Origin of the sequence: Streptomyces sp. NPDC007164 (assembly GCF_040634135.1) — a bacterium.
In the GTDB taxonomy this organism is placed as follows: Bacteria; Actinomycetota; Actinomycetes; order Streptomycetales; family Streptomycetaceae; genus Streptomyces; species Streptomyces sanglieri.
The window spans coordinates 1-17864 of record NZ_JBEYFB010000082.1 but is presented as its reverse complement, the minus strand read 5'-3'; the positions used below and the strand labels follow the sequence as shown (position 1 = coordinate 17864).

At 68.5% G+C, this 17864-nt stretch carries 13 protein-coding genes and 1 pseudogene; 8 read left to right on the top strand and 6 right to left on the bottom strand.

Annotation, left to right across the window (positions count from 1 at the left end; genetic code table 11):
* Positions 1-145: 145 nt before the first annotated feature.
* The 4 genes from ABZ622_RS39965 to ABZ622_RS39950 form a co-directional block, all read right to left on the bottom strand.
* The gene (locus ABZ622_RS39965; RefSeq protein WP_360551966.1) at positions 146-2548 is read right to left on the bottom strand and encodes a glycoside hydrolase family 2 protein; all 2403 of its coding nucleotides are present in this window, start codon (positions 2546-2548) and stop codon (positions 146-148) included.
* Positions 2549-2867: 319 nt separating this feature from the next.
* Positions 2868-3905 carry a LacI family DNA-binding transcriptional regulator gene (locus ABZ622_RS39960; RefSeq protein WP_360551964.1) on the bottom strand — a complete coding sequence of 346 codons (1038 nt, stop codon included), beginning with the start codon at positions 3903-3905 and terminating at the stop codon, positions 2868-2870.
* 116 nt (positions 3906-4021) lie between these two features.
* Positions 4022-5635, bottom strand: a complete 1614-nt coding sequence (locus ABZ622_RS39955; protein ID WP_360551962.1) for a right-handed parallel beta-helix repeat-containing protein — start codon at positions 5633-5635, stop codon at positions 4022-4024.
* 266 nt (positions 5636-5901) lie between these two features.
* Entirely contained in the window at positions 5902-6612 is a 711-nt protein-coding gene (locus tag ABZ622_RS39950; protein ID WP_360551960.1) for an endonuclease/exonuclease/phosphatase family protein, read from the bottom strand.
* Positions 6613-7006: 394 nt separating this feature from the next.
* Between ABZ622_RS39950 and ABZ622_RS39945 the strand changes: the two genes are divergently transcribed.
* The 5 genes from ABZ622_RS39945 to ABZ622_RS39925 all read left to right on the top strand — a co-directional run bounded on the left by ABZ622_RS39945 (position 7007) and on the right by ABZ622_RS39925 (position 13237).
* Positions 7007-8194, top strand: coding sequence for an ROK family transcriptional regulator (locus tag ABZ622_RS39945; protein WP_360551958.1), 1188 nt, complete (start codon positions 7007-7009; stop codon positions 8192-8194).
* 193 nt (positions 8195-8387) lie between these two features.
* Positions 8388-9725 carry an extracellular solute-binding protein gene (locus tag ABZ622_RS39940; RefSeq protein ID WP_360551956.1) on the top strand — a complete coding sequence of 446 codons (1338 nt, stop codon included), beginning with the start codon at positions 8388-8390 and terminating at the stop codon, positions 9723-9725.
* Entirely contained in the window at positions 9712-10749 is a 1038-nt protein-coding gene (locus tag ABZ622_RS39935) for a sugar ABC transporter permease (RefSeq protein WP_360551954.1), read from the top strand. Before ABZ622_RS39940 ends, ABZ622_RS39935 begins: the two co-directional genes overlap by 14 nt.
* Positions 10746-11606, top strand: coding sequence for a carbohydrate ABC transporter permease (locus ABZ622_RS39930; RefSeq protein WP_360551952.1), 861 nt, complete (start codon positions 10746-10748; stop codon positions 11604-11606). Before ABZ622_RS39935 ends, ABZ622_RS39930 begins: the two co-directional genes overlap by 4 nt.
* Before the next feature lie 8 nt (positions 11607-11614).
* The gene (locus tag ABZ622_RS39925) at positions 11615-13237 is read left to right on the top strand and encodes a beta-N-acetylhexosaminidase (RefSeq protein ID WP_360551950.1); all 1623 of its coding nucleotides are present in this window, start codon (positions 11615-11617) and stop codon (positions 13235-13237) included.
* 228 nt (positions 13238-13465) lie between these two features.
* Here the strand turns inward: ABZ622_RS39925 and ABZ622_RS39920 are convergent, their stop codons facing one another.
* Complete coding sequence (locus tag ABZ622_RS39920; protein WP_360551948.1) at positions 13466-14179, bottom strand: NAD(P)H-dependent oxidoreductase; 714 nt, start codon at positions 14177-14179, stop codon at positions 13466-13468.
* A gap of 73 nt (positions 14180-14252) precedes the next feature.
* On the opposite strand from ABZ622_RS39920, the gene ABZ622_RS39915 reads away from it, so the two are divergent.
* Complete coding sequence (locus ABZ622_RS39915; RefSeq protein WP_360551946.1) at positions 14253-15137, top strand: sigma-70 family RNA polymerase sigma factor; 885 nt, start codon at positions 14253-14255, stop codon at positions 15135-15137.
* A gap of 59 nt (positions 15138-15196) precedes the next feature.
* Here ABZ622_RS39915 and ABZ622_RS39910 read toward each other — a convergent pair whose 3' ends face one another.
* The gene (locus ABZ622_RS39910; protein ID WP_360551944.1) at positions 15197-16729 is read right to left on the bottom strand and encodes an MFS transporter; all 1533 of its coding nucleotides are present in this window, start codon (positions 16727-16729) and stop codon (positions 15197-15199) included.
* A 469-nt stretch (positions 16730-17198) separates the two neighbouring features.
* On the opposite strand from ABZ622_RS39910, the gene ABZ622_RS39905 reads away from it, so the two are divergent.
* Complete coding sequence (locus ABZ622_RS39905; protein ID WP_360551942.1) at positions 17199-17426, top strand: hypothetical protein; 228 nt, start codon at positions 17199-17201, stop codon at positions 17424-17426.
* A gap of 44 nt (positions 17427-17470) precedes the next feature.
* Positions 17471-17620: pseudogene (locus ABZ622_RS39900) on the top strand (RNA polymerase subunit sigma-24); the annotation flags it as partial.
* Between the last annotated feature and the right edge of the window lie 244 nt (positions 17621-17864).

Below are 17864 nucleotides of genomic sequence, written 5' to 3'. Positions count from 1 at the left end.
CTCAACCCCCGCACCCCGCCACCCCGTTGGCAAGAAACACAACAGAACGGACACGACTCCGCAGGCCACGCCAAAGTCAAACCTTTAAATACAAGTTCAGAGGACGCTCAGATCGGTACCTCCGTAACCCGGCCGGTGGGGGCGCTCACTCGGCCCCCACGCTGAACAGGGCGTCGCGTGCGGCGGCAGCGTCGGGGTCGGTCCAGCCTCTTACGGTGATCCGTGCCTCCTCGCCGGGGAGCAGCGTGATCAAGCCCCGGTCCGCCACGGCGCCGGGTGCCAGACGGTCGGGTTGGAGGAGGAGATCGCGCACCGGAGTGCGGGCCGTGACGACGATGTCGATGGCGTCGGTTCCGGACTGGGCATCGAGGCGCACGTCGTACCGCGGCGCCGGATGGACGAACTCCTTGTCGAGCACGGAGAAATGCACCGCCCGAAGTCCGTCGGCATCGGCCACGAGGAATTGCCCGGTGGGGTCCTTCGGCAGCAGAGGACTCGGCACCGTCAGCCTGGTGACCGATCGTGGGCCCGCCTCCAGGTCGAAGGACGCCTCGTGCAGCACGGATCCCTCCGTGTCGATCAGGCGCAGGACGGCCGTCGCGCGCCAGGCGGAGCCGGACTGGTTGTCGAGGGCCAGCACGGGGCCGTCATCGGTGGGGACGAGGGAGAGCAGCCGGTCCGCGTAGAGCCGGCGCAGCTCGTGGTAGAGCGGCTTGAATCGGCCGTCGCCGTCGATGGCCGCCCACGAGCTGACCGGCCAGCAGTCGTTGAGCTGCCAGACCACGGTGCCGGCGCACACCGGCCAGTTCGCCCGCCAGTGCTCGATTCCTGCGGCTACGGCGCGTGCCTGGACGACCTGGGCCAGGTAGTGCCACCGGTCGAAGTCGCCCTCGGGCAGCCCGAAGTGATGCTCGATGCCCCGATCCAGTTTGCCGTTGCCGCCCTCGGCCTTCTGGTGGTGCATCATGCCGGGGGAGTAGGGGGCGAGCCGTTCGCCGGGCAGGGCGCGGTGGAGCGTCGCGAGTGCGGGGGGAGCCTGCCAGCCGAACTCCGCGCAGAAGCGGGGTACGTCCGCCCGGTACTCGGAGTAGTCCAGACGGTTCCACACTTCCCACGAGTGGTGGGTGCCGTGCCGGGGATCGTTGGGATGGTGTTCCCACGAGCCGGACCAGGGACTGCCCGCCGTGTACGGGCGGGTCGGGTCCAGCTCGGCGACGATCCGGGGCAGCATGCCGAGGTAGTAGCCCTCGCCCCAGGAATCGCCGGCCAGCGGCTGCTCCCAGTCCCAGTCCCGGAAGCCCCAGAGATTCTCGTTGTTGCCGTTCCACAACACCAGACTCGCGTGCGGCATCAGGCGGATAACGTTGTCACGGGCCTCTGCCTCGACCTCTCCGCGCAGCGGCTGCTCCTCCGGATAGGCGGCGCAGGCGAAGAGGAAGTCCTGCCAGACCATGAGCCCCAGTTCGTCGCACACGTCGTAGAACGCGTGATCCTCGTAGATGCCCCCGCCCCAGACTCGGACCAGGTCGACGTTGGCCTCGGCGGCCTGGGTCAGCCGATTCCGGTAGCGCTCGGGCGTGACCCGGGAGGGCAGGACGTCGTCGGGGATCCAGTTGACCCCGCGCGCGAAGATCCGTACGCCGTTGACGACGAAGGTGAACCCGGTGCCGTGGGCATCCGGGGAGCGGTCGATCTCGACCGTGCGGAAGCCGATGCGGCGCGTCCAGGCGTCGAGGCGGTCACCTCGCTCGTCGAGCAGCGTCACATCGAGGTCGTACAGCGGCTGTTCGCCGTATCCCCGCGGCCACCAGAGCGCCGGATCCGCCACATCCAGGCACAGCACCGCCTCGTCGCCCTCGAAGGCGATCTCCGCCTCGGCGCCGGCGCCTGCGACGGAGGCGCGGAGAGTCAGCCGCCGGCCGGTGCCGTTCGCGGTGCGCTCCGTGCGCACCCGAAGTTCGACGCGGCCGGTGGAGCCGTCGACCGAGACGAGGGGGCGGACCTCGGCGAGGCGGGCGGTGGACCAGTGTTCGAGGCGTACCGGCCGCCACATGCCGGCGGTCACGACGGTGGGACCCCAGTCCCATCCGAAACTGCAGGCCATCTTTCGGATGTACTGGAAGGGCTCCGGGTAGGCATTCGGCCGCTCCGCGGTCAGTGCACGGACGCGGTCCGCCTCGTCGTAGGCCGAATCGAAGCGCACTTCGAGCTGTCCGGTACGCCCTGTGATGTCGAAGCGGTGAACCCGGTGCATGTTGCGCGTGGTGCCGAGACTCTCGCCGGCGAGGACGACCTCGGCGGCGGTGTCGAGTCCGTCGAAGACCAGATCGGTCCGCTCGTGCCCGCTGCTGTGGTGCAGCTCGGTCACGTAGGACCATGCCCGCCGTCCCACCCAGGCGATCTCGGTCTCGTTGTGGCCGATGAAGGGGTCGGGTATGACCAGGGCGGTGAGCAGATCGGTGTGGACGCAGCCGGGGACGCGGGCGGGCAGCAGCGCTTCCTCGTGGCGCAGGCTCCAGCCCTCGCTCAGCTGGGTGACGTCCTTCATGGTGTACGGCTCCAATCGCCTGGCAGCTGACGTATGCGTTTGCGGATGCGTTACTGGGTTCGGTGGCGTGTCCCGGTCTGTGCGGCACACATGGCGTTCAGGGCGGGGGCGACGAATCGGTCGCGTGATCGCCGCACTGTTCATGAACCGATGAAGCTTCGATTGGTTCACGCGCAGTCGTCAATAGAGGGCATACGAGCCTGACTTGTGCAGATTGTGGTGCATGGAAGCCGACGCCGGGCAGCGGCCGCCAGGCCTGAACTTTACCGGTTCAGGTCTGGTCGGCATAGTGCCTCGGTCAGGTGCGACGGATCTCTGCTCAACGAGAGTGCGAGATGCCGCCCGGCGACGGCGGGCCGGTACTGCCTCGCGGGGCGAAGCCGGCACGTTCCATGCGGATGTCGTCCGCCGGCTCACCCGCGACGAGGGAGAGGAGCGCGCTCGCCGCGCGTGCGCCGTAGGCCGGAATGTCGCGGGTGATCACCGAGAGCACGGGGCGGACGACCTGGGTGAGCGGGGACTCGTCCCACGCCACGATCGAGAGGTCGGCGGGTACGGAGATGTTCAGTTCCTGGGCCACGGAGAGCGCCGCGACGGCCATGATGTCGTTGTCGAAGACGATCGCCGTGGGGCGCCGGGGCGAGATCATCAGGCTCCGCGCCGCGCGGGCGCCCTCGTCGCCCGTGTAGTCGGTGTGGATCACGGTCGCCCCGGGGATCCCGGCCTCCTGGCAGGCCGCGTTCAGTGCCACGTCCCGCACCGCCGTGTGCGCCAGTCCTGCGGGCCCGGCCACACGGGCGATCCGGCGATGACCGAGTGCCACCAGGTAGCGGACGACATCGTGCACGCTCTCACCGTCGTCCGACCAGATCGCAGGAAGCGTGCCCGTCGCATGAGGCGGCCCGATGGCGACCGCGGGCAGGCCGAGCGCTTCGACGGCGGGCGGGCGGGGATCATCGGTTTGAAGGTCCATCAGGAGGACACCGTCGACGCGTCTCTCGCCCCACCAGCGGCGGCACAGTTCGATCTCGCTCTCCTGCGAGTCGACCATCTGCAGCATCAGCGCGTACGACCGCTCGACGAAGACGCTCTCCACCCCGCTGATGAACTCCATGAAGAACGGTTCGACGCCCAGTGTCCGGGCGGGGCGCCGCACCGCGAGGCCCACTGCCTGTGCCCGACCGCCGGTGAGGGCCCGGGCGGCGCTGTTGGGGCGCCAGCCCAACTCCTCGGCGATGTCCTTGATCGAAGCGCGAGTGGTCTCGGAGACGCCCGGCAGATCATTGAGCGCGTACGAGACCGCCACCTTGGAGACGCCGGCGCGGCGTGCGATGTCCGCCATGGTCGGCCGCTTCACACGCCGCTCCTGTTCTGCGCCGAGCTGATCTCGGTGGGGGAAGTCTGGGGAGACCCTACCCGTCCGTGCGGGCGGCCTTCCGAAGGTCCTTGCGGGAGGCCGCCCGGCTGTGGCTGCTACGAGGCGTTGCCGGCGTCGGCCGTGGCAGTCGGCCGCAGTGGTCCGGCGACACCGCGGCCCTGGTCGGCGCCCACGTTCGGCGGACTGCCGACCGGGTTTCCGTACAGGTCCCGGTGCGGGGAGCCCGGGACGGGAATGCCCGCACGCAGCGCGGGTGATCCGGTGTGCAGGCGCAGTCCGTCGGGGAGGGGGCCGGTGGGGTCGGTGAGCCGGGGGTCGGCGGTGGTGCCGTCGGGGTTGGCGGGGGCGCTGCGGATGTTGACGAGGTTGTTGTGGGTGAGGGTGACGGCGTTGCTCTTGAGGTTGAAGGAGGCGGTGCCGGTGCCTTCCTTGAGGACGATGTTGTTGGTGAACGTGATGTCGTGTTTGTTGGTGGTGTTCTCGTTGATGACGGTCTGGCTGATGCCTTCGCCGATGTAGATGGTGTTGTTGTGGGCACGTACGGTGTCGAAGGTGCCGGAGCAGGTTTCGATGCCGCGGTAGTGGTCGTTGCGGCTGATGTTGTAGCGGATGACGGCGTCGGCGAGTCTGCCGGTGGCGGTGCAGACGAGGAAGAAGCCGCCGGCGTTGTCGTGGCTGACGTTGTACTGGAAGACGGTGCCGAAGGTGCCTTCGTCGACGTCGTAGGCCATGCCGTCGCGGGTGGTCTCGCCGCCGGACACCTCGTTGTACTGGAAGAGGGTGTGATCGGCGTTCCACGGCCACATGCCCGCGTTGTAGCCGGCCGAGCGGCGCTGGAACCCGTCGAGGCGGTTGTGCTCGACCAGGGTCTTGTCGGCGGCGGTGATGACGATGCCGTCACCTCCCAGGTCCTTCAGGGTGTTCCCGCGCACCACGACACGGGTGGAGGGCAGGTACGCGGGCCCGTCCGGGTCGTAATCCCCGTGCACGGGACGGTTGTTCCACGTGGAGGCGAAGTAGATCCCCTCACGGTCGACGGTGGTGACGGTGTTCCCCGAGACGACCACGTCGTCGAACTTGGTCGGCGCGGCGGAGCCGGTCACCGAGAACAGGATGCCGGCGGATCCCTCGGTGCCCTTGGTGTCGTCGCCGAGAATGTCGTGGACGTCCAGGCCGGTGAGCCGGTAGTGGGTGCCGGTGCCGAAGTCCTGGAGCTGGACCCGTACCCCTCGCTTGTTGCGGCCGGGATTGCCGGAGTTGGTGATCTCCAGGTCCTTCGCCTCGACCCACTGGGTGTTCTTGAGCAGGAGGGTCTCGGGGCTGCCGCCGCCGTCTATGACCGGCTTCGCACCCTGTCCGTATGCGCCGATCATCATCGGCTTGCCCGGCCGTCCGGTGCCTTGCGGGGCCAGGGTGCCGGTGCAGCGGCTGCCGCGCTTGAGGAGGATCGAACTGCCGGTCTTCAGGTTCAGGCGGTTGACCTGATCGAGGGTCCTCCAGGGCTGGTTGCGGGAGCCGTTCTCCCTTCCGGATGCGGCCCCGCAGTCGACGTACTGAACCTGTCTGGAGCTGTTCCGGGCGGTGGTCGCCGCCGACGTGGGCGTGGACGCAGAGGCGGCCGGTGCTGTGGATGCTGCCAGTGCTAGGGCTACGAGCGCTGCGCCTGCTGCGCGTACGGTCTTGGAGCGGCGTGGCAAGGGTGTGGTCATCTGTCTCCGCTTTCCTCGGGTGCTTGCCCGGCGCGCTCGGAAGCGGACGGCCGGGCGTGGGTTCCGGTTCGCAGGGGCATGGCGTTGCCCGCCCGGGGCGCTGTTGTGAAGCTGTGGAGCGCCGCGAGGCGGCGGCTCGGTATCAGGAGTCGAACCCAGTCCTCGAAGTGAGTTCCTGAAGTCAGCCGTCGAAGACAGTCCTCGGCCGGCGACTTCAGGCGGGCTCCCGGCAGCCTCGGCGTGCTGTGGTGGCACGTCGGCCCGTGCTACCGGATGTTGAGCTCGACCCGCAGCGGCCGGTGGTCGGAGACCGTGACGTCCAGCACCCGGGCCCGCCGCGCCTCGACGCCCGACGAGGCGAACACGTAATCGATCCGCTCCCGCGGATTCACCGAGTCGTACGTGAATCCGTCCCCCTTCCCGGCGGCCGGCCAGGTGTCGGTCAGCCGCTTCGTCACCGAAGCGATCTCCTCACTGTCCGGCTTCGCGTTCAGGTCGCCCACCAGAACCGTGGGAAGACGGGAGCCGTTCACGATCGCGTTGATCGCCGCCACCTGCGTCCGTCGCTCGGCCTGCGAGGTGTCCTCCAGATGCGTGTTCAGGAAACGCATCTTCCTGCCCCGGACCATGAGGTCGGCCTCCAGCAGACCCCGCTGCTCGCCCGTCTCCGAACGGGGGAGCAGCGTAATGCGGGTGTTCACGATCGGGAACCGGGACAGGACCGCCGTTCCGTACCGGCGTCGCGGATCGCCCGGCTCTTCCGGATCCAGGTCCAGGTTCGTGCCGTAGGCCAGGTGCAGGCCCAGTCGATTCGCGAGCCACTCCGCCTGGTCGACGAAGTCGCTGCGCGAGGCGAAGTGCCGGTCCACCTCCTGCAGGCCGATCACATCCGCGCCCGACTGCCGTACCGCCTGGGCCACATGAGTCAGATTCAGCACATCATCCGGATCCGCGCCATGGTGAATGTTGAACGTCATCACCGTCACGTCACGTCCGGCCGCCGACGTCCAGGATGCCGAGGCTGTCGCCGATGCCGTTCCAGTAATGGCCAGAGCCGTCGCAGCGGTCAAGGCCGCCACCGTGATCAACGCGCATCTGTTCCATGCACGAGACACACCACACCTCCGAATCACACAGAAAGCGAACGCCAACTCACGGCGTTCCGAAGGTGGTTGAACATAACCGCGCTCAGTCAAACACTCAACTGGTGAATCCTGCCCAGATGGCCGGTTCATGAGCCAATGGCGTGATGGTCGGATATGGGCGGTGCGGATTTTGTTCGCGCCGATCTCTTGACGTCGGGGCCCCTCGCCCCGAACATATCCAAAGTCCTTTAATTAAAGGGTCTTTACTTACCCGGAGGCGACCTCTGTGTCCGAGCCGTACCTGCCGCCGAACGACCCCCGCCGCCGTGCCGAGCGCGGGCTGGCGCGGGTGTCCGCGCGTCGGCAGCCGCCCGAGCGGACCAAGGCGAGCACGCTGGACAGCAGGATCCACAACCGCGCGCTGGTCCTGGCGACGCTGTACCACCAGGGCGCGATGAGCAGATCGGAGATGGCGCGGACCCTGGGTCTCACGGCCCCCACGGTGTCCGCGCTCATCGCCGATCTCGAAGGCGACGGACTCGTCGTCGACACCGGTCCCCGCAAGGACAGCCGGCTGGGCAAGCCGGCGAGCGTGATGCGGATCGACGACGACGCCGCCCACATCCTCGCCCTGGACCTGTCCGGCAGCGAATACTTCAGCGGTGCGGTCCTCAACCTCCGCGGTGAGGTGGTCCATCGTGCCCGCGTGCGGTACGGGGACATCGTCGGCGAACGTGCCATCGGCCTGGTGTTCGATCTTGTCGGCGAGCTGGTGGACCTCGCGCCACGGCGCATACTCGGCATCGGGGTCGGCTCGCCCGGCATCGTCGGCGATGCCGGAGTCATCCATCACGCCGCCCATCTCGGCTGGAGCGAACTGCCACTCGCCACCCAGCTCTCCGAACGCTTCGGTGTGCCTGCTTACGTCGGCAACGATGTGAACATCGCCGCACTCGCCGTACTGCACTTCCGGAACGCCAAGACGCAGAACCTCATGGTCATCACCATCGAGCACGGCGTGGGTGCGGGCCTGATCGTGGGCGGCGAACTCGTCGAGGGCGAGCAGTTCGCCGCCGGCGAGATCGGGCACGTAACCGTCGACGAGGACGGCGATCCGTGCATCTGCGGACATCGCGGATGCTTGGAACCACTGATCGACGCGGCCGAACTGCGCAAGCGCCTGGCCGGCCGCCACCCGTCCGAACACGACGACGTACTTGCCGACGCGGGCCGGGCGCTGGGCACCGTACTCGCCCCGATCAGCAGCGTGCTCAACCTCAACGAGATCGCCCTGCTCGGCCCGCCGGACCTTGTCGAGGGCCCGTTCCTCGACTCCGCGGCCGCGGTGATCCGGGCACGGACCTACGCGCCCATCAGCGCCTCACTGGCCATGCGGTCACTCGCGGGCGACCCGGACCTCATCCTGCTCGGCGGAGCCAGCATCGTCCTCTCGGGCGAGCTGGGCGTGTGGTGAGACACGAGCTCCCGACCGGCTGCCGACCCGGCTGACGGCCCGGCTCCTACTCGTCCCTCCCGGAAAGCCCTCTTCCCGGAGCCTTCCTCCCGGAGCCTCTGCCTCCCAGGAGCCTGTTCCTCCCAGAGCCTGTTCTTCTCGGAACCCGTCCTTCTCAGGGCTCATCCCCAGAGCCATTTTCCCAGGAGTTTCCATGACACATAAAGGAATGCGGTACAGCGCACTTGTGGCCGTCACTCTGGCCGCGGCCCTCGGTGCGAGCGCCTGCTCGGGGTCTGCGGGCCGCGATTCGGGCGGTGATACGAAGCCCCGGGCGGTCCCTGTGGTCAAGGGTGACGGAAAGACCCTGACCGTGTGGGTGATGGACGGCGACTACTCCGACGCCACGCTCAAGGCGATGAACGCACAGTTCACCCAGCAGACCGGCGCCAAGGTGAAGGTGGAGGTCCAGAACTGGGACGGCATCACCACCAAGATCACCACAGCGCTCGCCACCTCGACCCCGCCGGACGTCATCGACATAGGCAACACGCAGGTGGCGAGCTTCGCCGCCAGCGGAGGGCTGATGGACCTCACCCCGTATACCAAGGATCTCAAGCAGGGGCAGTCCTGGCTGGCCGGTCTCGAAGAGCCCGCGACGGTGGACGGACGGCTGTACGCCGTGCCCTCGTTCGCCGGTGCCCGCGCGGTGATCTACAACAAGAAGATCTGGGCCCGGGCAGGAGTGAAGTCCGCTCCCGCCACCTTCGACGAACTGACCGGTGCCCTGCGCAAGATACGCGCGGCCAACACCGCCCCCGACTTCTCCCCCTTCTACCTGCCGGGCCGTTACTGGCACACCGGTGTGCAGTTCGTGTGGGACGCGGGCGGCGACATCGCGGCGAAGCAGGGCTCCAGCTGGAAGGGAACGCTCGGCTCCGAAGCGGCGCAGCGCGGCCTGAACGAGTACAAGCAGTTCCAGAACGAGTTCTCCGCACCGGCCACCCGTACCATCGACACGCTCAACCCCGACCAGACCCGGGTCTTCGCGGACGGCAGGACGGCGGCGATGAGCGCCACCAACGCCACGATCGCTCTCATCAAGAAGGCCAACCCCGCCTTCAAGGAATCCGACCTCGGGACCTTTCCGTTCCCGGGCAGGTCCGGCAAGTCCCAGCCCGTGATGCTCGGCGGATCCGACTGGGGCATCGCCGCCAAGAGCGCCAACTCGGACCTCGCCCTGCAGTGGGTGAAGATCGCGACCGCACCGTCCGTGCAGAAGCAGTGGGTGGCCGGCCACGACGGCTGGATCCCGAACAGCACGGGCGCGGTGAAGGCCACCCGTGGCGAGGCCGACCCCCTGTTCCGGGGGTTCTTCGACGCGGCTCTGCGATCCAAGGCCACCCCGGCCGCCGCCGACTGGGCGGCAGTGGAGGGCAACAAGGACATCGACAAGGTGTTCTCCTCCATCGCCTCCGGTACCAGCAGCCCGAAGCAGGCGGCCGACACATTCGACAAGACGGTGGGCAAGGTACTCAATGCCCAGCACTGAGCAGCCCGTCCGCGGCAACCCGAAGGCGGCAGGCAGCCCGAAGGCGGCCTTCCAGGACTCCACACCCGGGCCTGCGGCCGATACGCTGCCGCGGCACCGTGCCGGCGCCGGAACCCGAGCCGCGTCCGCACGGCACCGCGGACCGTGGGTGGCGTGGTGGCTGCTGACTCCCGCCGGGCTGGTGATGCTGGCCGTCACCGTCGCACCGATCGCCTTCCTCGTCTACGCGTCGTTCACCGACTACGACCAACGCTCCCTGTTCACCGGAGCGTTCGACGTCGTCGGCACCCGCCAGTACACCGACCTCCTGTCGCAGCCGGAGTTCTGGGACGCCCTGACCCGGACCGTTGTGTTCACCGCCGCGATGGTGGCGGGAAGCATCGCCGTGGGAGCAGGCGTCGCCCAACTCCTCACCCGGCTGGGCACGGCCATGCGCATGACCGTCACCATCGTCCTCATCCTGGCCTGGGCGATGCCGACAGTCGCCTCGTCCCTCGTGTGGAAGTGGCTCTTCCAGCCCGGATACGGAGTGGTCAACTGGCTGCTCACACAGACCGGCCTGTTCGGCGACATGACCAACACCGACTGGTCCAACAGCGCACCCCTGGCCTATCTGTCCATCTGGCTGCTCATCGTCTGGCAGGCCGTGCCCTTCATCGCGCTCACCCTGTACGCGGCGCTGAGCCAGATGCCGGGAGAGCTGCAGGAGGCCGCCCGGCTCGACGGGGCAGGGGAGTGGCGCCTGTGGTGGTCGGTCACTCTCCCGTTCCTCCGCCCGACACTCACACTGGTCACCCTGATGTCGGTGATCTGGGACTTCAACGTCTTCAACCAGATCTGGCTCATCTCGGCCGGAGGACCCGACTCCGCGACGACCACACTGGGGGTCTTCGCGTACAAGACCGCATTCGTGGCATTCCGGGTCGGCCAGGGCGCGGCGCTGTCCGTCGTCACGACCATCATGCTGCTCGCCGTCACCGCCCTGTACATCCGACGCCTGCTGCGTTCCGGGGAGGACCTGTGACCAAGCTCCGCACACGCGGCGCCCGTTCCACCGCGGCCCGGGGCCGGCTGCTCAGCAACAGCCTCGCGATCGTGTTCTGTCTCGTGTGGATCTTCCCGGTCTACTGGATGGTCAACACCGCGCTCAAGCCCCGCGCCGAGGCGATGACGGCGACGCCGCACTTCTGGCCCAGCTCACCCACTCTGCACAACTTCGATGTCGCGCTCAACCGGACGGGGTTCTGGACGAACCTGTGGAACAGTCTGCTCGTGGTCGGCGGAACAGTGCTCGTCGCCGTCGTGCTCGGGCTGTTCGCGGCAGCCGCGGTCTCGCGGTTCCGGTTCCGCGGCCGGCGCACCGTCATGGTCGCGATCCTGGTGGCACAGATGCTGCCGGGCACAGCCCTGCTCATCCCCACCTTCCTGGTCTTCAACGAGGCCGGGCTGTTGGGCACTTACACCGGGCTGATACTCGCCTACCTCGCACTGGCACTGCCGTTCTCGATCTGGGTGATGCGGGGATTCTTCGCGGCCATTCCCGTAGAGATCGAGGAGGCCGCCCGCCTCGACGGAGCCTCAACCTGGCAGGTGCTCTGGAAGATCCTCTTCCCGCTGGTGCTGCCGGGCGTGATCGCATCGAGCATCTTCGCGTTCATCGCCGCCTGGAACGACTACCTGATCGCCTACACGTTCATGAAGGACCGGAGCCAGTACACACTGCCGGTGTGGCTGGCATCCTTCACCAACCCCGCCAGCGGAACCGACTACAGCGCGCAGATGGCCGGTTCGGTCATCTTCTCCCTCCCGGTGGTCGTGTTCTTCCTCCTCATTCAGCGCAAGTTGGTCTCCGGCATGTCGGCCGGAGCAGTGAAAGGGTGATCCCTCCGATGTTCCTCCCTCGCCCCACATCAGTGCGGCCCGACAGCGGCGAGTTCGTGCTCGACACCTCGACCGCGATCACCGCCGCGCCGGAGCTGCGTTCCACGGCCCGCTGGCTGCAGTCGGTCCTGCGGCCCTCCACCGGCCTGGACCTGCCGTTGCTCTCACATCTGCCCGAGGCACAGCACACGATCGACCTGCGGCTGGGCGAGGGCCTCGGCCCCGAGGCGTACCGGCTCCGGGCGAACTCCGACGGCATCGTCATCGAAGGCGGCGACCGGGCCGGCGCCTTCTACGGATGTCAGAGCCTGCTGCAGTCGCTGCCCGCCGAGGTCCACCGCCGCTACGAGGTGGCCGGCGTGCGGTGGGCGGTGCCCGCCGTACGCATCGAGGACGCACCGAGGTTCGCCTGGCGCGGCACGATGCTGGACGTGGCACGGCACTTCATGCCCAAGCACGACGTGCTGCGTTTCCTCGACCTGATGGTCATGCACCGCCTCAACACACTGCATCTGCACCTCACCGACGACCAGGGCTGGCGGGTGGAGATCCTTCGGCACCCGAGACTCACCGAGGTCGGTGCGTGGCGGCACGAGTCCCCGCTCGGCGCGTCGCCCGAGGCGCCCGGGGACGGACGGCCGCACGGCGGTTTCTACACCCAGGACGACATCCGTGAGATCGTCGGATACGCGGCACAGCGACACATCACCGTCGTCCCCGAGATCGACATCCCCGGGCACTCCCAGGCCGCGATCGCCGCCTATCCCGAACTGGGAGTCGGCGGTGAACCGGCGGAAGTGTGGACGCGCTGGGGCGTCAACCCTCGCGTCCTCAACACCGAGGAGTCGACCGTCGCCTTCTTCCGCGACGTCCTCGACGAAATCATGGGCCTCTTCCCCGGCCCGGTCATCGGAGTGGGCGGCGACGAGTGCCCCACGACCGAGTGGAGCGAGGACCCGCGCACACAGGAGTTGATGCGCGAACGCGGGCTGCGCCACGAGAACGAACTGCGGTCCTGGTTCGTACGGCAACTCGGCTCACACGTCACATCGCGCGGACGCCGTCTGCTCGGCTGGGACGACCTGCTGGAGGACGAGGTGCCGGCCGGAACCGTCGTCGCCTCGTGGCGCGGCATGACCGGCGCCGTCACGGCGGCCCGCCGGGGCCTGTACGTGATCGCGTGCCCGGACGACCAGGTGTATCTCGACTACCGGCAGTCCGACCGGTCCGACGAGCCGATCCCCGTGGCCGTGCCCGTCACGGTGGAGACGGCGTACGGATTCGACCCGGTCCCGCCCGAGTTGACGGACGCGGAACGCGAACACGTCCTGGGCGGCCAGGCCAACATCTGGACCGAGCACATGGACTCGCCACGGACCGTCGACTACTTCGCGTTCCCCCGCCTCTGCGCCGTCGCCGAGGCGCTGTGGACCACCGGCGAGCGCCGGTACGAGGAGTTCCGCGGCCGTCTGGACCACCATCTGGCCCGCCTGGACGCCGTCGGCGTCGAGTACCGCCGCGAGACCGGCCCCCTGCCGTGGCAGACCCGTCCGGGCATCGTGGGACGGCCGTCGACGCTCGCCGAGCGGGAGGTATTCATCGACGTACTCGTGGCCGACATCAAGTCCTGACCCCGGCAGTCCTCAGGACATCGACGATCCGACCGGCGGCTTCGGCGGAGAGGAGGCCGCCGGTCGCGCCGGTCGCGTCGGTTGCGCTGGGCGCGCCCGTCATGCCGGGACCGCATGCCGCCCGGGAGGACGTCCCGTTCGGGAGTCCTCTTCAGCTTCACCTTCGGCGGCAGTCCGGCCGGGCCGGGCTCTCCCACGTCTGCGTCTCCCGTACGACCGGAGCTGCGCTCACACGGTGGTCCGGCTCGCCGGGCGGCCGGCGGCGGCCAGCGCGGTCACCTCCTCCCGTGCCGAAGCCAGCGAATTCGCTGCCTGCGATTGCTGGTGGGCCAGGTGCGGCACCACCGCGGCCATCGTCAGCTCGGCGCTGACGAAGTGGATGTTCTCCTCGGGCACACCCTGCTTGCCGAAATAGGCCCGTAGATACGGTGTCTGGAAGTCCCAGGCCTCCTGCGGAGTACCCGGGCCGTAGGACCCGCCCCGCGTTGTGATCACCACAACCTTCGTGGTGCGCAACAGACTCTCCCCGGTGTCCGGGTCGGTGAATACGCCAGGGAATCCCACCCGGTCGATCCATGCCTTGAGCAGGGCGGATACCGAAAAGTTGTACATCGGGGCACCGATCACAACAGTGTCGGCGGCCAGGAGCTCGGTGATCAGGGAGCAGGTCAGCGCCCATTCCCGTTCCTCCGCCGGGCTGCGAATCCACGCGTCGATGTCGGCCAGGGGAGGAAGACCGTTCCGCTCCAATCGCCGCCCCAGCGTGCAGTAGGCCGTATCCAACGGTGGGACCGGATCTGCGGCCAGATCCCGGTAGCGACAGCGGTCTCCGGCCGGGCCGCGCACAGCGCGCCAGGTCTCGGCGAACAACGCGGTCAGCTCCCTGCTGACCGATTCACCGGAGCGATTGGCACTGGAATCCAGATGCAGCAAGGACGTCATGGGTTTCTCCTGTCACCTCAGCCGGCTTGCATTCGTCATAGAGGTGACGAGTCGGGACGAGGAAAGGTGACCGGTGAACGAGTGCGATGGGCTGGCCGAACACTTCGAGGAGCAACGCGGCCGGCTTCAGGCAGTGGCCTACCGGTTGCTCGGCTCACCGAACGAGGCCGAGGACGCCGTGCAGGAGGCGTGGCTGCGTCTGGGCCGGACAGACGTCAGCACCGTGGACAATCTGGCCGGCTGGTTGCGGACAGTGGTGACCCGCATCTGCCTCGACATGCTGCGCGCTCGCACAGCACGGCGGGAGGACTTCGCCGAACAGCAGGTGCTCGATCAGATCTCGGAGCCCGCTCAGGGCAGCCAGCCGGAGGACAGGGCTCTGCTGGCCGACTCGGTGAGCCATGCGCTGCTCGTGGTACTGGACGCCCTTGAGCCCGCCGAACGCGTTGCCTTCGTGCTGCACGACATGTTCGCCGTACCGTTCGGCCAGATCGCGCCCATCCTGGAGCGCACTCCCGTGGCCACCAAGAAGCTCGCCAGCCGTGCGCGCCACAAAGTGCGGGGTACTCCCGCCGTCCCGGCGGATGAACTCGCCCGCCACCGGCAGGTCGTCTCCGCGTTCCTGTCGGCAGCCCGGGCCGGTGACCTCAACGCGATCCTCGCGGTGCTCGCACCCGACGTGGTGCGCCGCAGCGACCCCGCGGCGCTGCCACCTGGCGCGGCCGCCGAGCTCCGTGGCGCGCGGGCCGTGGCGGAGGGGACCGCACTCCTTGCGCACAGGTCGCGGCTCGCGGAACTGGCCCTGGTCGACGGCACGGTGGGGCTCGTGGTGGCTCCGCGCGGAGGGTTGCTGATCGCGCTCACCTTCACCATCGAGAAGGACAGGATCGCCGCGTACGAAGTGATCGCGGATCCCGCCCGCCTCCGTCGCCTCGACCTCGCCGTCCTCGCCGAGTGAGCAGCGCTGGGGGAGCGACTCCCGCACCGGCTGCCAGTACGGGGACGGTCGAGGACCGGTCAGTGTGCGTTCTCGGTGGGCCGGATGCCGCGGGGGATCCAGGCCCAGGCTGCCGCCGCGGCGGCCAGGGCCAGGACGGATCCGATGGCGAAAGCCGGTGTCATGCCGTGGGTGAAGGCGCGGGCGACCTGTTCCAGGAGCGAGGCGCCCTGGGCACCACCGATTTCCTGGGCGGCATGGGCCCCCTCGCCCACCGAATCGTGTGCCGCAGCCGGTGCGGAGGCCGGCAGGCTGCTTCGGTACAGAGCGCCGGCCAGGGAACCGAGGGAGGCCACGCCGAGGGCGGCGCCGAGTTCGTAACAGGTCTCCTCGATCGCGGCCGCGCCGCTGACGTGCTCGTTTGGTGTGGCGGCCATCAGGGTGACCGAAGCCACCGTCGTGGCGAGCCCGGCGCCGAAGCCGATGAGGGCCAGGGCGGCCGCCATGACGGGGTAGCCGAGATGATCGTCACCGTCCTGGGCCAGCCGGGGCAGGACCAATCCCGTGGCCATCAGGACCAGACCGGATGCCATGACATGGCGGATCGGAAGGACACGCATGAGTGCCGGGGCGAGCAGGGAGGTCACCACCAGGGCCAAGGGCGCTGGCAGTACCCGCAGTCCCGCCTGGAGAGGCGAGTAGCCCTGCGCGTACTGGAACCACTGCGTGAGCAGGAACAGCACCGCGCCGAGCGCGACCATGCCCAGGAAGAGAACCGTGGCCGAGACGCTGAAGGCGCGGCTGGTGAACAGACGCACATGCAGCAGAGGGTGGGCCAGGCGCAACTGGCGGCGCACGAACAGGGTCAGGACGACGGCTGCGAGCGCCAGCATCAGCCAGGGCAGGGGCGAGGCGAGCCCGCTCTTGCCGAGCTGCTTGATACCGGCGGCCAGGGCGATCATGCCGACGATGGACTGGGCGACGCCGGTCCAGTCCCAGCGTCCGGCGCGCGGCGCGAACGATTCGGGCAGGAACCAGGCACCGAGGGCGATGACGGTCAGTGCGATGGGCACATTGAGCAGGAAGGCCGACTGCCAGCCGTAGTCCTCGACCAGGAGCCCTCCCGCGACCGGGCCCAGCGCCATGCCGCCTCCCATGACCGCTGCCCACACCGCGTAGGCGAACGCCCGCTCGCGGGCATCGGTGAAGACGTGCCGCAGGATCGACAGGGTGGTGGGCATGATCGCGGCGCCGCCGACGCCGAGCAGCGCGCGGGCGGCGATCACGTGCCATGCCTCGGTGGCTGCTACCGCGCCCAGCGAGGCTGCGGCGAACAGCGCGAAGCCGACCAGCAGGAGTCGCTTACGACCCCACCGGTCACCCAGCGCGCCGGCGGTCACCAGCAGTCCGGACAGGGCGAGCGCGTACACATCGATGATCCACAGCTGCTCCACGGCGCCAGGCTGAAGATCGGCGACCAGTGAGGGGAAGGCGACGTTGAGGATCGTGGTGTCCATGGCGATCAGCAGCAGGCTGCCGGAGAGGATCGCCAGGACGACCCAGCGGCGCGCGTGCACACGGTCTGCGACCGGGGCCACGGCGGGGCGGGACATTGAGACTCCATGGGGTTGAGTAAGACCTTCAAGTCTTAATTGAGACATCAATGTATCATCTCGTTGCGCTCGGACAATGGACGGTGCTGCCGGACGCCGTCCCGAAGGCCGCCCCTGCGACCACCGATCTTCCAAATACCAAGGCAGACCTACCGTCCACGCGTGGACCGGTCGTCACGCTGGGTGCGTCGGCTCTGGCGAGCGTCTGCATCTGCTTGGCGAGGTGGGGCGGGGGAAGGCAGAACGAAGTACCGGGCGAGCTGCGCGGCCGAAGAGGTGTCTCCCGGCTTCAGCCGCACCAGTGCTGCGGCGCAGGCAACAGCCATTCAGCGGCCGGGGCGTGAAAGTGATTGCGGAATCCCGCTGAGCCGACAGCGTCTCTTGAGCCTGGCGGCTCTGGTCGGGAGTTGTGCCGAACCGCCCGCCTCGGCCGAACCCTCCTGTCGGCCTGCCGGTAGGCTCGTCCGCCATGCCCGTATCGAAACTCGCATGGATCACCCCGCGCAGGGTGATGGTCGCCGCCGTCCTGGCCTCCGTATTCGCATCCGGCTGGTACCTGGGGCAGCCTGTCCGGCTCCCACAGTGCGACGCGCCGATGAAGACCGTGCGCTACAGCGACCACCTGGCAGCCGACGGAATACGGAACTGCGACGAGAAGCCGCGACTGCTGGCCTGGCTCACGGGGAATTTCCGCTGAGGGCGGGTGCCGATCCCGGCACTGTGCAGAACCAGCACGCGTTCCTGGTGCTGGAGACCCTGGCGCCGACCGGGCGGCCGGTGTTCGTGCTGCGCGAGGTGTGCGACATCGAGCACGTCGAGATCTCCGAGGCGTCGACCGCGGTCCGCGAGATCACCCACCGGGTAAGGGCCTTTGTCGCCGCACGCCGACCGCACGAGGCCGCCGACGTCAACGGGATACGCCACACCGACGAGGCACTCGGGCGGCTGGGTCCTGTCCGGCGGATCGTGGTCGGAGCCATACCCGGATCGCGGCTGCGGTGACTGTGGCGTGGGAGGCATAGGCTCGCTTGTCGTAACGGGTGGGTGCGCCACGAGGCGCCATGGAATCGAGTGAGGTGAGAGACCTTCACCGCCGGGTTGTCGCAGCAACCTGGTTGAAGCTGGGGGCAGTTCG

Coding starts and splice junctions, on each gene's coding strand:
- ABZ622_RS39965 (WP_360551966.1), bottom strand. CDS start 2,548: ATGAAGGACGTCACCCAGCTGAGCGAGGGCTGGAGCCTGCGCCACGAG.
- ABZ622_RS39955 (WP_360551962.1), bottom strand. CDS start 5,635: ATGACCACACCCTTGCCACGCCGCTCCAAGACCGTACGCGCAGCAGGC.
- ABZ622_RS39950 (WP_360551960.1), bottom strand. CDS start 6,612: ATGACGTTCAACATTCACCATGGCGCGGATCCGGATGATGTGCTGAAT.
- ABZ622_RS39940 (WP_360551956.1), top strand. CDS start 8,388: ATGACACATAAAGGAATGCGGTACAGCGCACTTGTGGCCGTCACTCTG.
- ABZ622_RS39935 (WP_360551954.1), top strand. CDS start 9,712: ATGCCCAGCACTGAGCAGCCCGTCCGCGGCAACCCGAAGGCGGCAGGC.
- ABZ622_RS39925 (WP_360551950.1), top strand. CDS start 11,615: ATGTTCCTCCCTCGCCCCACATCAGTGCGGCCCGACAGCGGCGAGTTC.
- ABZ622_RS39920 (WP_360551948.1), bottom strand. CDS start 14,179: ATGACGTCCTTGCTGCATCTGGATTCCAGTGCCAATCGCTCCGGTGAA.
- ABZ622_RS39910 (WP_360551944.1), bottom strand. CDS start 16,729: ATGTCCCGCCCCGCCGTGGCCCCGGTCGCAGACCGTGTGCACGCGCGC.
- ABZ622_RS39905 (WP_360551942.1), top strand. CDS start 17,199: ATGCCCGTATCGAAACTCGCATGGATCACCCCGCGCAGGGTGATGGTC.